This window comes from Fibrobacter sp., assembly GCF_045131395.1.
Classification (GTDB): Bacteria; Fibrobacterota; Fibrobacteria; order Fibrobacterales; family Fibrobacteraceae; genus Fibrobacter.
The window spans coordinates 43,731-59,313 of the sequence record NZ_JBGUQY010000029.1; the positions used below are offsets into that span (position 1 = coordinate 43,731).

Sequence of the window (15,583 nt, forward strand, 5' to 3'; positions counted from 1 at the left end):
TTAGTGCGCTAGATGTAACTTGCGAAGTACTTTGCCAAGGAGCTCGTTGAGAATATCCTTGGCATCTTTGCTTCCGAGGTAACGCTGGATAATCAGCGTTAGCGTGAAGAGCATGATTCCTGCAGCGCAGGCGTATACCACGAGCACCACGAGGTTTGCTTCGCGTACGAATGCGCCCGAGACGCGGTCCAGGCCCACAGCGGCCGCAATCATGATACCGAAGGCGACAAGAGCACGCACCATATTCAGCAAGGCCTCTTTCATGCCGTCGGTGCCGTTCTTCTTTGCCCACATGAAAATCATGGAAATCACCTGCAGCAAGGCGCCGGTAGCGCCGATAATCGGCACGCTCTTGATGCCGAGACCCACTTCAGGCGCGCCCAGCAGAATGTAGGCGGGAATGGTGGCGGCAAAGATTCCGGTATTTAAAAGCGTCGGAACCCACATGCGTTCGCAGGCATAGAAGCTGCGGACCAATACGGCTTGCAGGCAAAGGCCAAGGCTCACGGGCAAATACCAGCGCAAGATTTCAGAAATCGCTTCGGTAGTTTCACGCTGGAAGGCACCGCGTTCAAAGAGAATGCGGACTGCGGGGAAACTGAGGGCCCATACGGCAACCACGGCCGGAATCAAGATGCAGAACATGCGGGAAAGGCTTTTCCAAATCTTGCGGTTCAGCTGGCCGAAATCGCCTTCCTTTACCAGGCGGGCCATGTCGGGGTAGCTTGTAACGCTTACGGAGAATCCAAAGACAGCCACCAGTGTATACATCACGCGGTAAGCGTAATTCAAGCTGGAAATACCGCCTGTACCGAAGTTCGCGCCAAAGCTTCTGATAATGAATTCAAGACCGAACATGGAACCCACACCAAGCGACATAGGGAGCATCATCTTGAAGTAGCGAACAATGTCTGGGTGAGTGGGCTGCACCAGGAGTTCGTAATGCACGCCGCCACGCCGGGCGCCAAAAATCTGCAAGGCAAAGAAACCGATGAAGGCGCCTACCGGCACGCCCCATGCGAATCCTTCAAGCCCATACTCCGTGCCGGTGAACTTCTCGAGCGCAAGGCCCGCGGCACCGCCACCCACAATCGCGATGTTGTAAATCAGACCCGTCAGCGACGGAATCAAGAACTGCTTGCGGGTGTGTTGCACCGCCACCAAAATACTTCCGACAAAAATGAAAACCTGTCCCGGCAAAATAATGCGGCCGTAATAGGTGGCGCGTTCGATCAGTTCCGGCGTGGCTCCCTCAACCGTCAAGAGCTGCAAAAGTTCCTTCATCCAAATAAATGCGGGCACCACCAGAATCAAAAGCGCAATCCCGAAAGTGTTCAGCACGTTGCTGAAAAATTTCCAGCCGCCCTTTTCATCGCCGGCCACCTTGTACCCCGTAAAAATCGGGATAAAGATAATGGACAAAAATCCGGTGCTCACCACATGATTCAAGATGTCTGGAATCATGAAGGCAAGGTCGAGAGCGTTCTTTTCGAGCGAAACGCCGGCGGCATGGGCCAAGAGCATTTCGCGGAAGATTCCCAGCACGCGGCTCAGGAGCATCGAAACGGCAACGATAATGGCAGCTTTATTCATTTTTAGTCGTTGGTCAATAGTTTTTAGTTAATAGTAGAAATATCTACGCTCTGCCAATTAGGTCCCAAGTTATTAACTTGCGACTTTTTTATATCTTTACGACATGAAAAAGATTTTCTCCACTATCCTTTCTCTGGCAGCGTTCTCGCTTGCCGCAAACGTTCAAATCCTTGCCCCCGAAGGTGCTGAATTTGCACCCGACGCCCAGAACATGGTTCAGTCCATCGTCCGCGCTTCCGTGAGCCAGACCGGCAATACTCCGGTAGATGGCGGCGCCGAAATCCAGTTGCGTACGAATGTGATGACCATGGGTTCTTCTTTCGTGGTGGTTTGCGAACAGATAAAGGATGGCTCCATTGTCGGAAGTGGCAAGCAGAAGGCTTCCTCCATCGATGACCTGGATGTGGCAATCGAAGGCGCCGTAAAGTCCGCCCTTGTCAACACCGCCGACAACAGCGCAAGCGCCGATAATGGCGCCTATGCTTCTACAACATCCCGCTCGGAACCCGACGTGATTGTGTATGTGCCCGCAGACCGCAATGACGGCGATCCCAACGACAACTTTGCCCACAAGCGTCCTACCCGCAATTACGTGAGCTACGGTTTGGGTGCCGCCCTCTGGCACAACTATGATTTCGTAGAAAAGCGTTGTGAAGATGATAAGGAATGCCACAAGAAATATGATACGGACCAAACATGGGAACAGGCTTTCGTATTCCACTATGCCCGCATTTTCGAAGTGATTCCCCAGGCTGCCATTACCATCGTGAACAACATGAACCTTTCTTTTGGCGAGGAATGGGAATGGCATGAAACCTTCTTGCTGGGTGGTCGATTCTTCCCGAGCACGGGCGTTGTGACTCCGTTCCTGGGTACAGGCGTTGGCTTGGGCATTCAGGTAGACAACCGTTATTACGACAGCAATGAAAGCTTTGCAATCGGTCTTGCCACCGGTGCCGAACTTGGTGTGATTTTCTTCCGCAATTCGGCAACCCAGCTGGAAGTTGGCCTTGCATGGGATGTCCTGTGGGACGGCTTCGAAAGCTTTGACCGTCGCTTCGGAGCAGGCAGTTTCTATATTGCCATCAACTACTAGTTGTTGATTAATCGTTATTGCATTAATTACGGGTCATTGGCAAAAGCCGATGACCCGTTTTATATGCGTTGAGTTTCGTGTTTGAATTTTGGCTAGACGTCTTTTCCGCTATGGGCGCAGAATGCAAGGACGACAAAAGCCCCTGCGATAATTCCGATAAGGGGTAGGTCGGGTTGCCCTCGCAAGAACATCTTGAGTAATTTCACCAGTTGCGATGTCAGGAATGCGTAGCCTGCACTGCACAAAAGAATGAATAATGCAAATCGTCCTATAAAGGGAATGCTGCGGGTGATTTTCTTGAAGTAATTGTTGATGTATGCCCCGTAAATCATCAGTACTGTCGCTACGAGGCCTACCGAAATAGAATCCATGTGGACTCGCAGAAAATTTGCAAACTGGTGAATGTAGGGCTGCATGCGGTAAATATATAAAACGGCCAATTAGCCGTAAATAAAACCGAGCATGACCGCTGCTACGATTAGCAACACAATCTGTTTGACAATATGCATCTCGTTGGAATTCATGCCCCTAAACTATAATTATCTAGGGGCAAAAAACAGAATGTAAGCAACGAATAATGTTACACCCGTAAACAGTGTGACGAACGTTACAGCTTAATAAAATTTTACCAATCTCGGGCCGGTCTTGCCTGGCCGCGGATAGGTTTCCAGGGTTTGCGTTCGCCATTCTGTTCGTCAAAGTCCTTCAACAGCTGGGCGGCATCTTCCGGACTCATTTCACCCATCTGCACGGGCTGTTCCTGAGGTTCTTCGCCACCCTGGCTATCACTGGACTGCTCTTCAGGCTGCTGCTCGGGCTGTTGGCCGGCACCGCCTTCGTTGCTATCGGAACTTTCAGCCTTCGAATCGCTGGACTGACCATTCTCACCATTTTGATCTTGATTCTGCTGATCTTGATTTTGGTCCTGCTGGTCCTTATCTTGATCCTTGTTCTGATCTTTATTTTGATCCTGGTTCTGGTCCTGATTCTGATCTTGGTTTTGATCCTGATTTTGGTCTTTATTCTGGTCCTGGTTATTATCCTGGTTCTTGTCGTTCTTCTTGTTTTCGTTCTTCTGCTCGTCCTTGGCTTCGTGAATACGGTCCAAGAGCATTTGCAGTTTCTGGTCGTTCGGATAATATTGCAGACCTTCGTTACAAGTAATTTCTGCCGAGGGCAAGCGGTTTTCAATATACTGGAAGGCAGCATCGCTGTAATAGGCGCTTGCAGACTTCGGGGCGGCCATTGCGGCGGCAGCAAGGAACATCACGGCGGCAATCATCAACTTACGCATTAGATTACCTCCAAGTCGTTGTCGGTGTTGCTGGCGTCAATCTTTGCCTTGGGCTTGCGGCCGGCCTTGATTTCAATGACGTCGTCAATGCGCTGCACGTGGCCGCTCAACTGGCCAGCCGTTTCATCTTCGGCAATCAGGTTTTCCAGCATTTCCTTTGCTTCGGCGTACTTGCCGTCTTTGCAAAGTTGCAGGGCGCGGGCCAGAACTTCCTTGGCCTTGTCGCTCAGAGGCGGTTGCTTCTGGTCGTTATTCTGGTCTTGGTTCTGGTCCTGATTCTGCTTTTGCTTGTCGAGTTCTTCTTTCAGTTTGCGCTGAACGATTTCCACGTTCTTCTTCGCATTTTCAAAACTGTTGTCCAGGTCGATAGCCTTCTTCAAGTAGGCCACCGATTCACGCCAGGCAGCAATACGTTCGCTACCTTCAGCAGCTTTTTCACCCATACGGAAATGCGTATTCGCCAAATTATAGGCTGCCTTTGCAGCCATCTTCTTGTCCGGCATGCGCACAGCACTTTCAAGTTCCTTTTTGGCTTCATCGTAATTGCCGAGCCTGTATTGGCAGGTTCCGATGTTATAGAACAGGAGCGGATTACCGGGTTCGGCTTCGCGAGCCTTCATGTATTTTTCGAGAGCACCGGCGTAGTCGCCGTTTTTAAATAGCTTGTTGCCGTCGTTAATGGGGCGCGCCCACAGACCGACAGCAAGTAAAAACATCAAAAAAACAAGTAAACGCATTCTAAATCCTTCGCCTAAGAATATACAAAAAAGCCTGGCACGTGACCAGGCTTTGCAAATGGCTTATGGCAACCTGTACTTAGTCTTCTGTGCGTACTACGGGGTTTACCCAGTCGGCATGGTCAAAGTTCTTGGAACCCATTTCGTTGGTAATGAGAGCCAATCTTTTGCCGCCACGGATATCGATTTCGGCGGTAGCAGCCATGCGTCCTTCCATGCGGCCGCTGCGCCATACTTCCTTGCCGTCCAATTCGATAATGAAGTCGACGACGCCGTTGCCCGATTCGTCGTCAATGCCGCAGGTTACGGTAAAGCTGTTGGCGTTATCGGGGAGCCTATAGATATGCTTGGAGGGGGCGTGGGTTCCGATACCGCTCAAGTATAGCTGCCCGTTTACGTGAAGGGGGTTGTCGTCAATGGACTTGCCGATATGGGTAGTTCCGTATCCCTGTTCCTGATGCAACAGTTTCAAGTCGTAAACGAAGGTCTCGCCCTTTTTGAGGTGGTATGCGGTTTTCGCCTGTTGCAAGTAGCTGCTACCTACATCTACGAGGTAAATCAGCAGGAACAGCGCATAGGGTACCAATGCGGGCAACTTGACTTTATTGCAGGCGTTAAGCGCCTTGTCCAATGCGGCAGGCGCAAATGTGTGGACCATGTACGCAAACATCACCACGATGCCCGCCATGGCAATCCAGAACCAAAGAGCACTTCCGCGAATCGAAGTCATCATCGAAATGTTCAAGAAAGCAACCATCGAAAGGAGCACCGCCCAAATCACCACCGGACGATTCTTGCAAGCAACACCTGCAATGGCAACGACAGCGGCTGCAAGCACATAGCGTTCATGCATGCAGGGCAAAATCATAAAGAAGGCAAAGGCATTCAAAGCCGCCAAAGTCATCACACGCGACACCGGCAAACGCTTAAAGAAGGTCAGGGCCATCACTGCGATGGAGACTAGCACGAACAGGATTTTTCCCAGCAGGCCCGGGTTCATAAACGAGGGTGCCCATTCAAAAATCGGTCTCGATTGCGGCGTCATGTTCCCCGAGAATACCATCCACAAGTTACCCGCATTCATCGATGCATAGGGGTATTCGTCAATGGTGCTCAAGTAGGCCTGGGCAAATTCCTTGCTAAAGTTCCCGGCAATAATAAAGGGCAAGAATACCAGTAAGAATACGGCGGCCATTGCAAAAAGGCCCTTCCACATCACCTTGCGGTAACGCAGAGAAAGTGCTCCGAACACAGGCAAGAACATAATCATCTGGAACTTCGTCAAAAGTCCAAGCATAAACAGAGCCATGCCAAGGCCGTACGTCTTGGGGCGAGAAGCATACCAAAGTCCCCACACGCAGAACGTCACCGGCAAAACATCCACCTGTCCCCAAATAGGGCCATCCAGGTAAAATGCCGGGTTAGCCACCACCAAGAGCATCACGATGGTTTTCACTTCGGGGAGCCAGCTCTTTTTATGAATGCGCAGCCACACAAAATGCGCAAGTGAAATGTGGGCCAGAATCACCGGGAAAAGGCAGAACTGCTTGAGTTCATATTCCAGATCCATATTGAGGCCGGTAATCTGGTAAATGATGCCGACTACGCGGAGCCATAGCACATAAAGCGGCGGGTAGTTACCGGTAAAGTGCCCGACACCCTGCTGCAAGTCGCTCACCCAATGGCGCCAGAACGTCAAATCCGATGCGAACCCGATTCCGTGCAGCATCACGAAATTGAGCAGAATGACCAGTAGCCCCCAAAGGGCGAAGGAATCCTTTCGAAAACAACCTTTGATTTTTTGGAGTAATGAGGAAACTAGATTTTTCAAAGAAAGCTTTGTCGGTAAACGCATAGGGGTAAATATAACTATTTGTAACTATCTCCAAAATGCAGAAAGCAGACTTGTCATTTTTTCGTGATCTGCGACATCTGTCATCTCGCGAATGCTGTGCATGCTGAGCATGGGTTCACCAATGTCTACCGTCGGGATTCCAAGCGAAGCCGAAATCGTGGGGCCAACCGTCGAACCGCAGGGCATGTCGTTACGCATTACGAAGGTTTGGTAGGGTATGTTATTTTGTTTACAAATGAGTTTGAATTGTGCGTTGGAGAATACGTCGCTGGCATAGCGTTTTTGTGAATTTGTCTTCAATACGACTCCTCCGCCTAAAGCGGGGGCATGGTTCGGTTCGTGCTTCTGTACAAAGTTCGGGTGTTCGGCATGGGCCATGTCAATGGAAAGCGCAAGGCTTGCTGCAAGCATAGAGTCAAGTTGGATTGTTTCGGTTGCGCCGTTTTCTCGCAATGACGTTTCCAGCACGCTTCTCAAGAAGTTGCTTCCGGCCCCCTCGCGGGTTTCGGAGCCCACCTCTTCGTTGTTGAAGAAGGCTGCCACCTGGAAGTCCTTGTCCAGGGGCTTGCCTGCGGCGAAGGCTTCGGCAATGGCGTGACAGCTGCTCAAGTTGTCAAGACGTCCCGAGAAAATCCATTCGTCTTCCAGCCCGCCCAGTTGCGCCGGTTGTGCGTCAAAGAGCTGTACGTCGAAATCCAGTAGGGTTCCGCCCTGGGGAATCTCCCGTTGTAACATATCCGTAAACTTTGTACCGACACTTGCGGTCCACAAGGCGTTCAGGTCAGTTTGGGGGTTTACCTTGAGGCCGTCCTGGTTGACGCCGCGGTTCAGATGGACTGCCAGCTGCGGAATACGGACAAGTTTGCTTCCGCGGAATAATTTTGTATGTATTTTGCCGTCCAGTTCGTAGGCGAGGAGTCCGCCATAACCCAGGTCCCGGTCCAGCCAGCTGGTGTAAATGGGGCTTCCGTAAATTTCAGGATGCAAAGTCTGGATGCCTGCGGCGGCATGGTCCGGGTTCGGGGTGATTTTCAGGGCCGGAAAATCCGTATGGGCAAGGGCGATCCTAAACTGGGAGTCCGCACAAATTTGCTTAGGGGCCCGCAGGGCGATTAAAGCCCCTCCCCGTTCAAAAAAGCGGGTGTTTTTGTCACATTTTTCTTCAAGGAGAGCTTTCAACGTCTCTACGGTATGGTAGGGCGTTACCGATTTGTTCAAAAATTCGAAGTATTCCATGCCCTAAAAATAGATATTACAGCGTTTTACAACTATTTCGCATATTTTTTTTTACTTAGAGACTTTATGGCCAAGTCTTTAATCTATATTCTTGATATGGCTTTTAAACCATTAAAACGGATCAACTGGATGGAAATTTCCGGCCTTCTGGTCGGTATCTTCTTTACCGTTGCCGTAATGGTTTTTGGCATTGTCCTTTATGCAAAGTTGTTCTCGACCGGTATGATCGGTGTCGAGGAATACCGCCTGCACAGTAACTTCGAAAAGGCTTTCGGCCTGCGTCCGGGAACCCGTGTCCAGATTAGCGGCGTGGATGTCGGACAGATTGGCGAAATGGATGTCGAAGGCGAAGGCGTCAAGATCGAGTTCATTATCCGCAAAGAATTCCAGAACCTGATTACGGACAGTGCCACGGTGTTTGCCATGCGCGACCAGAACATGATTTCGGCGCGTATTATCAATATCGATATTCGCCGCGGAAAGGGCCGCGTGTTGGAGGATGGCGATTACTTGCCCCCCGGACAGGCCCAGGATATCGAAACCGTGCTTGAAACAGCAAACGAGCTTTTGGGCCGCGTGAACCAGCTCATCGATGCCGCCGATACGATTCTCGGCATGGCCATGGATACAGGAACGACCATTGGCGCTCTGTTCGGCTCGCGACTCCTCTACGACAACTTGAACCGTCAGCTTAACCGTCTCGATGACATTACCTATGTGGGCAAGAAGGTCTTGTTCCAGGCCTCGGGACTGTTCGATACCATACAGGTTAGTGTTCCTATCCTGTTTAGCAAGGTGGATAGCATTGCAGACGATGTCTCGGGCATGATGACCGAGTTGAGACCCGTGCCGCAAAAGCTGGATAACCTCCTCGGCAATGTAGACGGCTTGATGGGCAAGGTGGATCACACCTTTAACCGTGTCGACGGGCTTTTGAACGAGGTTAGTCTTGTGACCTCGGGACTTTCGGACTTTATGGAAGCGACGGAGCAGACGCTCCAGAATGCAGACGACTTGATGGCAGGCGTTTCGAACATGTGGATTGTGAAGCGTTCCTTGCCTAACAAGGACTCCGTGCCCTTTATGGTGGAGACGCTATGGTAAAGCTTAAATCTGCCGTCGTAGCACTCCTTGCCGCAAGTGCAATTGCTGGCGCTTCCGATTCGGGCGTCTATTCTTTCCGTGCCCAAAGGTCTTTGGACAACGGTAAATTTGCGAAGGGCTACAACCAGCTAGAACGAGCCCTGTTGGCAAGCCGCAAAGAGGCCGACCTGCTTTCTGAGAGCCGCGTGCTGATTGCCATGGCGCAAATTCGCACCATGAGCCTGGATCTTGATTTCGCGGATTCCCTGCTTTCTGTGGTTCACGAAGATGTCCTGGACCCGAGTACTCAGGTGCAGTACACGAAGGTGAAGGTGGCGCTCTTGAATACCCGTGCGAAATACAAGGATGCCGCAACGATTTGCAATAAAGTCAGTGACAAGGACTTGAAGAACGCGGATGAAACCGCCCAGGCCGCCTTTTATGGGGAATGTGCCGTTGCATACGCTGCCGTGGGTAGCGACCGTGCTGAAGAAGCCCTGAAGATGGCTGGTAAACGTTCCGACAAGAAGGGCGGATTTTACGCCTTCACCGCAGCCCGCATGGCCGACCTTTCCGGAAAAGGCGAAGCCGATTCCCTTTACCGGGTTGCCGAAGAAAAATCCATCAAGGCGAACAAGCCTTACAATACGGCGACCATTCTCTATTATCGTTCCCTGTTAAAAAGCACGCCTAAGAAAGAGGCCGCGGAGTTGAAGGCCCGCTGCAGGAATGCTTTTGAACTGATGGGACTTCCGAACAACTCCAAGCGTTGCGCGGAATAATTTCAAATTAATTTGTAGAACTGTCTGCCGGAGTATTGACTGCGGCGGTTGTATCGATTACTGCTGTCGTATCCGACGCTGCTGTAGAATCGGCTGCGGCTTCTTTAGCCTTGGTTTCTTCCGCAAGCTTTTCGTCTTGAATCTTCTTCATGGCGAGGAGTTCACGGTAAACGATTGCCGGGTGGATCTTGCCGTCGGCCATGCCATCGACGAGGGCCTTGATTTTCTGATAATCGGCTTCCTTTTCTAGATCCTTGCCGAAGAAATTGTAACCGAGCAACTTGGTAATCTTGGTATAGAAACTCTTGCGGAACTTCTTGAAGCGCGGCTGCATCACATCGTTGAGGATGGTTTCGAGGGCTGTTTCCGTCTGCATGGAATCCAGCTCGAAGGTACGGTAGATGGTGCGGATGTGATCGGGAATCGTAGAATCCGGGCTATCGAAATACTTGCGCATCACGTTGGCGGCTTCCGTTTTGTTGGGGTAGGGGCCGCGGGCAAGGCGAAGGGCATAGTACAGGGACAGTCTCCACTTTTCGGGATACACGCGACTGGCGCGACGCAGTACCGAGAAGTCCGAAGTATCGGGAGCATCAATCGGAGTCACGCCGCCCACAAAGTAATAGGGCGTGTAGAACAGGGAATCCAGACTGGTAGAGAGTTCTGCCACATGACCCAGGTAGGCATATTCCTTTCCGGTCAGGTAGCTTTCGCCCAGTTCAGTAAGGCCCTTGATCCAGAAGAGCCCTGCCACCGATGCGTCATGCCCTGCAGCCACATAATGCACCGTCGATGCCTTCGGCAAGAATGACTCGTCGAAGTTCGTACCGGGAAGCGGCTTCGCGAAATGGAAAGCCGCTGCGATAATCGCGATAGCAACGATGATGGCTGCAAGAAAACGCATAACTTAGAACTGGCAAGCCTCGGCGAGTTTTTCGAGAGCGTCTACGCAATCGCTTGCGAAGTTCTCGGGTTTTCCGCTACGCTGGTAGGCAAAGTTCAAGCCGCTGGAGCTGTTGAGCACGTGGAACTTGCGCTTGCCGCCACCGTTGGCGATAGCCGTAAGAACTGTCTTTGCATCGCCGCCCTGACCGCCCGGAACACCAGGAATCGAAACGCCCGGAATCAGGAACGGAATTTCATGCTTGTGGGCAACGGTGTAAGCCGTAATCTTTTCAAGCTCTTCGGGGTGGGTTGCACCGACCACGGCGCCGAGGTAACCGAGGGAGCCGTCCCATTCCATAATCTTGTCGGCCACAGAATAGAAAGCTTCTGCAGTGTCGCGCGGATCGTCACTGCGGACCACCGGCAAATCCTGGAAGTCATGGGCGCCCTTGTTGCTGGTGCGCAGCAACACGTAGGCGCCGTTTTCAGAATTTTCGCGAATGAACGGACCCACGGAATCGGCACCCATCCAAGGAGACACCGTCACGGCATCGGCCTTGTACACGTCATAAGCGGCGGTTGCGTAAGCGGCACTAGACTTACCGATGTCGCCACGCTTGGCATCCAGAATCACGGGAATGCCGGCACTGCGATAATCGACAATCAGCTGCTGCAGCACGAGCATGGCCTGCACGCTCACGCATTCGTAGTAAGCGCTGTTGGGCTTCACCACGGCGGGCGTCACGTTACGCTTGAGGCAGCATTCCAAAATGTCGGAATAGAAACGCTTGATCTTGTCTTCGGCAGTACCGTTTGCACAGCACGGGTCAATCAACTTCATGACCGGATCCATGCCGAGACAAATCGGGTTACCGCACTTGGCGATACGTTCTTCGAGACGAGCCTGGAAGTTCATTACTTAAGGTCCTCTTGAATCTGGGCGGCTTCGTAGCTAAGGATACCGTGGGCGACAGCGACGTTCAGAGATTCGAGTTCGCTGCTCATGGGGATCTTCACCGTTTCGTCGGCAAGTTCAATGAAGTACGGGTTGGTGCCTGCACCTTCGTTACCCACGAGGAATGCCATCTTGCGGAGCTTGTTCTGCGGAATCTGGCGCAGAGACTGCTTGGCATGCAGATCAGTAGCGATAATGGTGTAACCCTTGCTGCGCAAGAAGTTAATCTGGTCCACCAGATCCACGTCGAATTCAAAAGGCACGCGGAGGAAAGTGCCCGAGGAACCACGGACAACCTTCGGGTTGAACGGGCTCACGGTACCGCGACCAAGAATCATACCGTCGGAACCAAAGCCGAGGCTCGTGCGGAAAAGCGTACCGAGGTTACCCGGATCCTGCACGGCATCCACCAGCGTAATCACGCTGCGGCTAGATTCATAAACCGGCTTCTTGCTTGCAATGCGAGCGACAGCAATCACGCCCTGGGTGGTCACCGTAGAAGACAGACGCTTCATCTGTTCGTCGGTGAGCACGTTAATCTTGATTTCGGCTTCGTTGATGGCTTCGATCAGGCCTTCGTCATTAAAGGCTTCGGTCACGTAGACGCCAATCACGAGTTCGCGGTGGTGGCTCACAAGTTCCTGCACCACATGCACGCCTTCGCCAAGGAAACGGCCTTCGCGTTCGCGACCCTTTTCGGTGGTGAGGGCCAGGAGGCGCTTGAACCAAGGCGGGTTGAAGTTGGAATCTTCAGAAGCTTCAGCCTGGGCCACGCGTGCTTCGAGTGCGGCTTCGTCCAATACTTCTTCCACTTCTTCCTTCTGTTCTTCAGGACGCTGGCGGTAAATCGGAGCACCGGCGCTTGCAAATTCGCGGCGCGGGCGACGGTCGCCAAAACGGTTTCCGGAACGTTCGCCAAACGGACGGCGACCTTCGCGGCCTCCGAAGGAGCCACGGTCATCACCGTCGCGACGCGGACGGCGTTCACGGTCAAAGCGGCCTTCGCGGCGATCGCCACGATCACCAAACGGTTTACGGTCGCCAAACTTACGTTCGCCACGGTCGAAAGAACGACCATCACGGCCACCGCGTTCTTCGCGGTCATCGTCACGGCGCGGACGACGTTCAGGCTTTTCGCTCACTCCGAACTTACGGTCCAGAGTCACTTTTACGGTGCGGTTTTTATTTTCTTCGCTCATACTTTTTCCATGATTTGTTTGGCGACGGATTCTCCGTCAATTTTCAAAAGCTTGAACAAGGCAGGAATTTCACCCTGTTCCACAAAATGGTCGGGCAGACCAAAGCGCAGCAAGCGCTTGCCTTCAAGACCCAAGTCCGCAATCAGTTCGGCGACTGCAGAACCAAAACCACCCACCAGCGTATTGTCTTCGAGGGTCACAATCGTCTTGTGGCTTTCAAAGAGCTTGCGGTATGTTTCGGTATCCAAAGGCTTGATCACGCGGGCGTCGACAACAGTTGCACTCTTGCCGTTTTCGCGGAGAACCTTCGCGGTCTTCTTAAGTTCGTTTGTCATGAAGCCTGCACCCAGGAGCAAGATGTCCTTGCCTTCTTCCAAGACCTTCGGGAGCTTCACGTCCACGGTTTCGGGAGCGGGTTTCAGGTGCTCTTCCAGGGCGGTGCCGCGCGGATATCGAATCGCGACAGGTCCCTTCATGTCGATAGCCGCGCGTACCATGTCGCGCAGTTCGTTTTCGTTGCTGGGAGCCAAGATGGTAATACCCGGCACCGTACGCAAGAATGACAAGTCGAACGCGCCATGGTGGGTAGGGCCGTCGGCTCCTACCAGCCCCGCACGGTCAAGTACCATCACCACATGCAGGTTCTGCAAGGCGATGTCGTGCATGATCTGGTCGTAGGCGCGCTGCATGAAGCTCGAATAGATTGCGACTACCGGTACTACGCCGGCGCAGGCGAGGCCTGCCGCAAATGTCAGCGCATGTTCTTCGGCAATGCCCACGTCGATCACGCGGTCGGGCAATTCCTGGGCGACGATATCCAAGCCGCAGCCCGTGGGCATGGCGGCCGTAATGCCGATAATGCGTTCGTCCTTCTTTGCTAGTTCCAATAGCGTCTTTCCGAACACGTGCGTCAGCGAGGGGTTCGGACTCCCCGGAGAAAGCGGAAGCCCGCTTTCGGGGTCGAAAGGTCCAATGCCGTGCCACTTGGTCGGGTTCTTTACCGCAGCGTCCAGGCCGCGGCCCTTTTCGGTCAAGACGTGAACCAGGCAGGGGCCCGGCTGTTCCTTGACGCGCTGCAACAACATAATGAGTTCGTTGATGTCGTGGCCATCGATGGGGCCGAAGTAACGGATGCCGAGGTCTTCGAAGAAACGTCCCGGTTTCACGGCCGTCTTAGCGGCGCGCTCCGCCTGCAAGAACAGGTCGCGGAAACGGGTTCCAAGAACGCCCGGGAGACGCGTCATGAGGCGATCCAGGTCAGAACGCATCTTGTTGTAGACCGGGTCCGAAATCACGCGGTTCAGGTAGCGGCTGAAATTACCCACGTTCGGGGCGATGCTCATCTTGTTGTCGTTCAAGATGATTGTCATGTTCTGGTTCGAAAGGCCTGCGTTGTCCATGGCCTCGTAGGCCATACCGCCGGTCATGGAACCGTCGCCAATCACGGCCACTACGCTGTTCTTGCGCTTAAAGTGGTCGCGTGCCACGGCAAAGCCAAGTGCCGCCGAAATAGAAGTCGTCGCGTGTCCTGCGCCAAAGCAATCGTACTCGCTTTCGTTTCTCTTCAAAAATCCAGAAATGCCGCCTTGCTGGCGCAGCGTATCGAAACGGTCAAAACGTCCCGTCAAGAGCTTATGAACGTAAGCCTGGTGTCCCACATCCCACACGATCTTGTCATCGGGGGCGTTAAACACATAATGCAGAGCAAGCGTCAGTTCCACCACACCCAGGCTAGAGGCCAGGTGACCGCCATGCTTAGCCACTTGACCGATAATGGTCTCGCGGATCTGCGACGCCAGGTGATAAAGCTCCTCGACAGAGCAATGCTTTATGTCCTGGGGGGACTTGATATTCTTAAGGTCCATTAGTTAACCCTGGTAATGATGAATGCGGCAATAGAACGCAGAATCTTGGTGTCGCACTTGAGGGCATCCAGTGCCTTGAGGGATTCCTGGTAGAGCTCGTGCGCGCGTTCGCGGGACTTGTCGAGGCCCACGAGTGCCGGGTAAGTGGCCTTACCCTTTTCGATGTCGGATCCGGCATCTTTGCCCAGTTCTTCGGTGGTCGACACGATGTCCAGAATGTCATCCACAATCTGGAACGCAAGGCCAATGGAACGGCCGTAATTGCGAATAATCTTGATGTCGTCTTCGCTTGCGTTGGCGAGGCGTGCACCCACTTCCAAAGAGGCCTCAATCAGGGCTGCCGTCTTGTGGTAATGGATGTAGTCGACAATTTCCAGGTCCACCTTCTTGCCTTCGCATTCGATGTCAATCATTTCGCCACCAATCATGCCGTAGGTGCCCAGCAGGTGTGCCAGAACTTCGATAGCTTTGGCGTTGCCGGTCTTGCCCATCAGTTCAAATGCCAAGATGCAAAGGGCATCGCCAGCCATGACGGCGGTGGCTTCGCCAAACTGCTTGTGGCTCGTGGGCTTTCCGCGTCTAAAGTCGTCGTTGTCGATGCAGGGGAGGTCATCGTGGATCAGCGAGAACGTGTGGAGCATTTCCAGGGCGCTCATGGCGTAGTCCACCGATTTGCCCGTACCGCCGAACATATCGAAAGCGGCACGTACAAGGGCCGGGCGGAGTCTCTTTCCACCGGCAAACATCGAGTAACGCATGGCCTCGTGGAGCCTTTCCGGACGGTCGGCTACAGGGGGCAAAAATTCTTCAAACTTCTTTTCCGCTTCCTTGGAGATGCGGGAAAGGTAATCAAGAGCAATAGAGGCTTCTTTTTCAAGATTTTCCATAAGTACAAAGATACTTAATTTCGCCATTGTTAACAAGTCGATACATGCCAAAACAAGGCCGCCATAAGCGAAAAATCACTTAAAAAACCGCCCTTTCGGGGCGGCTTTCTCATGTA

At 52.7% G+C, this 15,583-nt stretch carries 14 protein-coding genes; 3 read left to right on the forward strand and 11 right to left on the reverse strand.

What is annotated here, in order from left to right; translation table 11 throughout:
• The gene (gene murJ, locus ACJMNB_RS08740; RefSeq protein WP_405341497.1) at window positions 1–1,593 is read right to left on the reverse strand and encodes a murein biosynthesis integral membrane protein MurJ; all 1,593 of its coding nucleotides are present in this window, start codon (window positions 1,591–1,593) and stop codon (window positions 1–3) included.
• A 103-nt stretch (window positions 1,594–1,696) separates the two neighbouring features.
• Between murJ and ACJMNB_RS08745 the strand changes: the two genes are divergently transcribed.
• Window positions 1,697–2,689: a hypothetical protein gene (locus tag ACJMNB_RS08745; RefSeq protein ID WP_405341500.1), complete on the forward strand. Its 993-nt coding sequence runs from the start codon at window positions 1,697–1,699 to the stop codon at window positions 2,687–2,689.
• Between the two features lie 92 nt (window positions 2,690–2,781).
• On the opposite strand, the gene ACJMNB_RS08750 is transcribed toward ACJMNB_RS08745, so the two are convergent.
• The 5 genes from ACJMNB_RS08750 to ACJMNB_RS08770 form a co-directional block, all read right to left on the reverse strand.
• A complete protein-coding gene (locus ACJMNB_RS08750; RefSeq protein WP_405341503.1) occupies window positions 2,782–3,105 on the reverse strand; it encodes a DUF3392 family protein in 324 nt (107 codons plus the stop codon).
• A gap of 209 nt (window positions 3,106–3,314) precedes the next feature.
• Window positions 3,315–3,983, reverse strand: a complete 669-nt coding sequence (locus ACJMNB_RS08755; protein WP_405341506.1) for a hypothetical protein — start codon at window positions 3,981–3,983, stop codon at window positions 3,315–3,317.
• Window positions 3,983–4,720, reverse strand: a complete 738-nt coding sequence (locus ACJMNB_RS08760; RefSeq protein ID WP_405341509.1) for a tetratricopeptide repeat protein — start codon at window positions 4,718–4,720, stop codon at window positions 3,983–3,985. Before ACJMNB_RS08760 ends, ACJMNB_RS08755 begins: the two co-directional genes overlap by 1 nt.
• A gap of 79 nt (window positions 4,721–4,799) precedes the next feature.
• Window positions 4,800–6,575 carry an NPCBM/NEW2 domain-containing protein gene (locus tag ACJMNB_RS08765; RefSeq protein WP_405341512.1) on the reverse strand — a complete coding sequence of 592 codons (1,776 nt, stop codon included), beginning with the start codon at window positions 6,573–6,575 and terminating at the stop codon, window positions 4,800–4,802.
• A gap of 24 nt (window positions 6,576–6,599) precedes the next feature.
• Complete coding sequence (locus ACJMNB_RS08770; protein WP_405341515.1) at window positions 6,600–7,811, reverse strand: M18 family aminopeptidase; 1,212 nt, start codon at window positions 7,809–7,811, stop codon at window positions 6,600–6,602.
• 96 nt (window positions 7,812–7,907) lie between these two features.
• Between ACJMNB_RS08770 and ACJMNB_RS08775 the strand changes: the two genes are divergently transcribed.
• Together ACJMNB_RS08775 and ACJMNB_RS08780 are read left to right on the forward strand one after the other, a co-directional pair.
• Entirely contained in the window at window positions 7,908–8,915 is a 1,008-nt protein-coding gene (locus ACJMNB_RS08775; RefSeq protein ID WP_405341518.1) for an MlaD family protein, read from the forward strand.
• Complete coding sequence (locus ACJMNB_RS08780; RefSeq protein ID WP_405341521.1) at window positions 8,909–9,676, forward strand: hypothetical protein; 768 nt, start codon at window positions 8,909–8,911, stop codon at window positions 9,674–9,676. The genes ACJMNB_RS08775 and ACJMNB_RS08780 overlap by 7 nt, the downstream gene beginning before the upstream one ends.
• A gap of 7 nt (window positions 9,677–9,683) precedes the next feature.
• Here the strand turns inward: ACJMNB_RS08780 and ACJMNB_RS08785 are convergent, their stop codons facing one another.
• Genes ACJMNB_RS08785 through ACJMNB_RS08805 form a run of 5 tightly spaced genes read right to left on the reverse strand, consistent with a single transcriptional unit; the run spans window position 9,684 to window position 15,467 of the window.
• Entirely contained in the window at window positions 9,684–10,580 is an 897-nt protein-coding gene (locus ACJMNB_RS08785; RefSeq protein WP_405341524.1) for a hypothetical protein, read from the reverse strand.
• A gap of 3 nt (window positions 10,581–10,583) precedes the next feature.
• The gene (gene pyrF, locus ACJMNB_RS08790) at window positions 10,584–11,477 is read right to left on the reverse strand and encodes an orotidine-5'-phosphate decarboxylase (RefSeq protein WP_405341527.1); all 894 of its coding nucleotides are present in this window, start codon (window positions 11,475–11,477) and stop codon (window positions 10,584–10,586) included.
• Complete coding sequence (locus ACJMNB_RS08795; protein WP_405341530.1) at window positions 11,477–12,715, reverse strand: TrmH family RNA methyltransferase; 1,239 nt, start codon at window positions 12,713–12,715, stop codon at window positions 11,477–11,479. The genes pyrF and ACJMNB_RS08795 overlap by 1 nt, the downstream gene beginning before the upstream one ends.
• The gene (gene dxs, locus ACJMNB_RS08800) at window positions 12,712–14,580 is read right to left on the reverse strand and encodes a 1-deoxy-D-xylulose-5-phosphate synthase (protein ID WP_405341533.1); all 1,869 of its coding nucleotides are present in this window, start codon (window positions 14,578–14,580) and stop codon (window positions 12,712–12,714) included. Before dxs ends, ACJMNB_RS08795 begins: the two co-directional genes overlap by 4 nt.
• Window positions 14,580–15,467, reverse strand: coding sequence for a polyprenyl synthetase family protein (locus ACJMNB_RS08805; RefSeq protein ID WP_405341536.1), 888 nt, complete (start codon window positions 15,465–15,467; stop codon window positions 14,580–14,582). The genes dxs and ACJMNB_RS08805 overlap by 1 nt, the downstream gene beginning before the upstream one ends.
• Window positions 15,468–15,583: the final 116 nt, after the last annotated feature.

Excerpts from the sequence above, each read along its gene's own strand:
- murJ (WP_405341497.1), bottom strand. The coding sequence starts at position 1,593 with ATGAATAAAGCTGCCATTATCGTTGCCGTTTCGATGCTCCTGAGCCGC.
- ACJMNB_RS08745 (WP_405341500.1), top strand. The coding sequence starts at position 1,697 with ATGAAAAAGATTTTCTCCACTATCCTTTCTCTGGCAGCGTTCTCGCTT.
- ACJMNB_RS08750 (WP_405341503.1), bottom strand. The coding sequence starts at position 3,105 with ATGCAGCCCTACATTCACCAGTTTGCAAATTTTCTGCGAGTCCACATG.
- ACJMNB_RS08755 (WP_405341506.1), bottom strand. The coding sequence starts at position 3,983 with ATGCGTAAGTTGATGATTGCCGCCGTGATGTTCCTTGCTGCCGCCGCA.
- ACJMNB_RS08760 (WP_405341509.1), bottom strand. The coding sequence starts at position 4,720 with ATGCGTTTACTTGTTTTTTTGATGTTTTTACTTGCTGTCGGTCTGTGG.
- ACJMNB_RS08765 (WP_405341512.1), bottom strand. The coding sequence starts at position 6,575 with ATGCGTTTACCGACAAAGCTTTCTTTGAAAAATCTAGTTTCCTCATTA.
- ACJMNB_RS08770 (WP_405341515.1), bottom strand. The coding sequence starts at position 7,811 with ATGGAATACTTCGAATTTTTGAACAAATCGGTAACGCCCTACCATACC.
- ACJMNB_RS08775 (WP_405341518.1), top strand. The coding sequence starts at position 7,908 with ATGGCTTTTAAACCATTAAAACGGATCAACTGGATGGAAATTTCCGGC.
- ACJMNB_RS08780 (WP_405341521.1), top strand. The coding sequence starts at position 8,909 with ATGGTAAAGCTTAAATCTGCCGTCGTAGCACTCCTTGCCGCAAGTGCA.
- ACJMNB_RS08785 (WP_405341524.1), bottom strand. The coding sequence starts at position 10,580 with ATGCGTTTTCTTGCAGCCATCATCGTTGCTATCGCGATTATCGCAGCG.
- pyrF (WP_405341527.1), bottom strand. The coding sequence starts at position 11,477 with ATGAACTTCCAGGCTCGTCTCGAAGAACGTATCGCCAAGTGCGGTAAC.
- ACJMNB_RS08795 (WP_405341530.1), bottom strand. The coding sequence starts at position 12,715 with ATGAGCGAAGAAAATAAAAACCGCACCGTAAAAGTGACTCTGGACCGT.
- dxs (WP_405341533.1), bottom strand. The coding sequence starts at position 14,580 with ATGGACCTTAAGAATATCAAGTCCCCCCAGGACATAAAGCATTGCTCT.
- ACJMNB_RS08805 (WP_405341536.1), bottom strand. The coding sequence starts at position 15,467 with ATGGAAAATCTTGAAAAAGAAGCCTCTATTGCTCTTGATTACCTTTCC.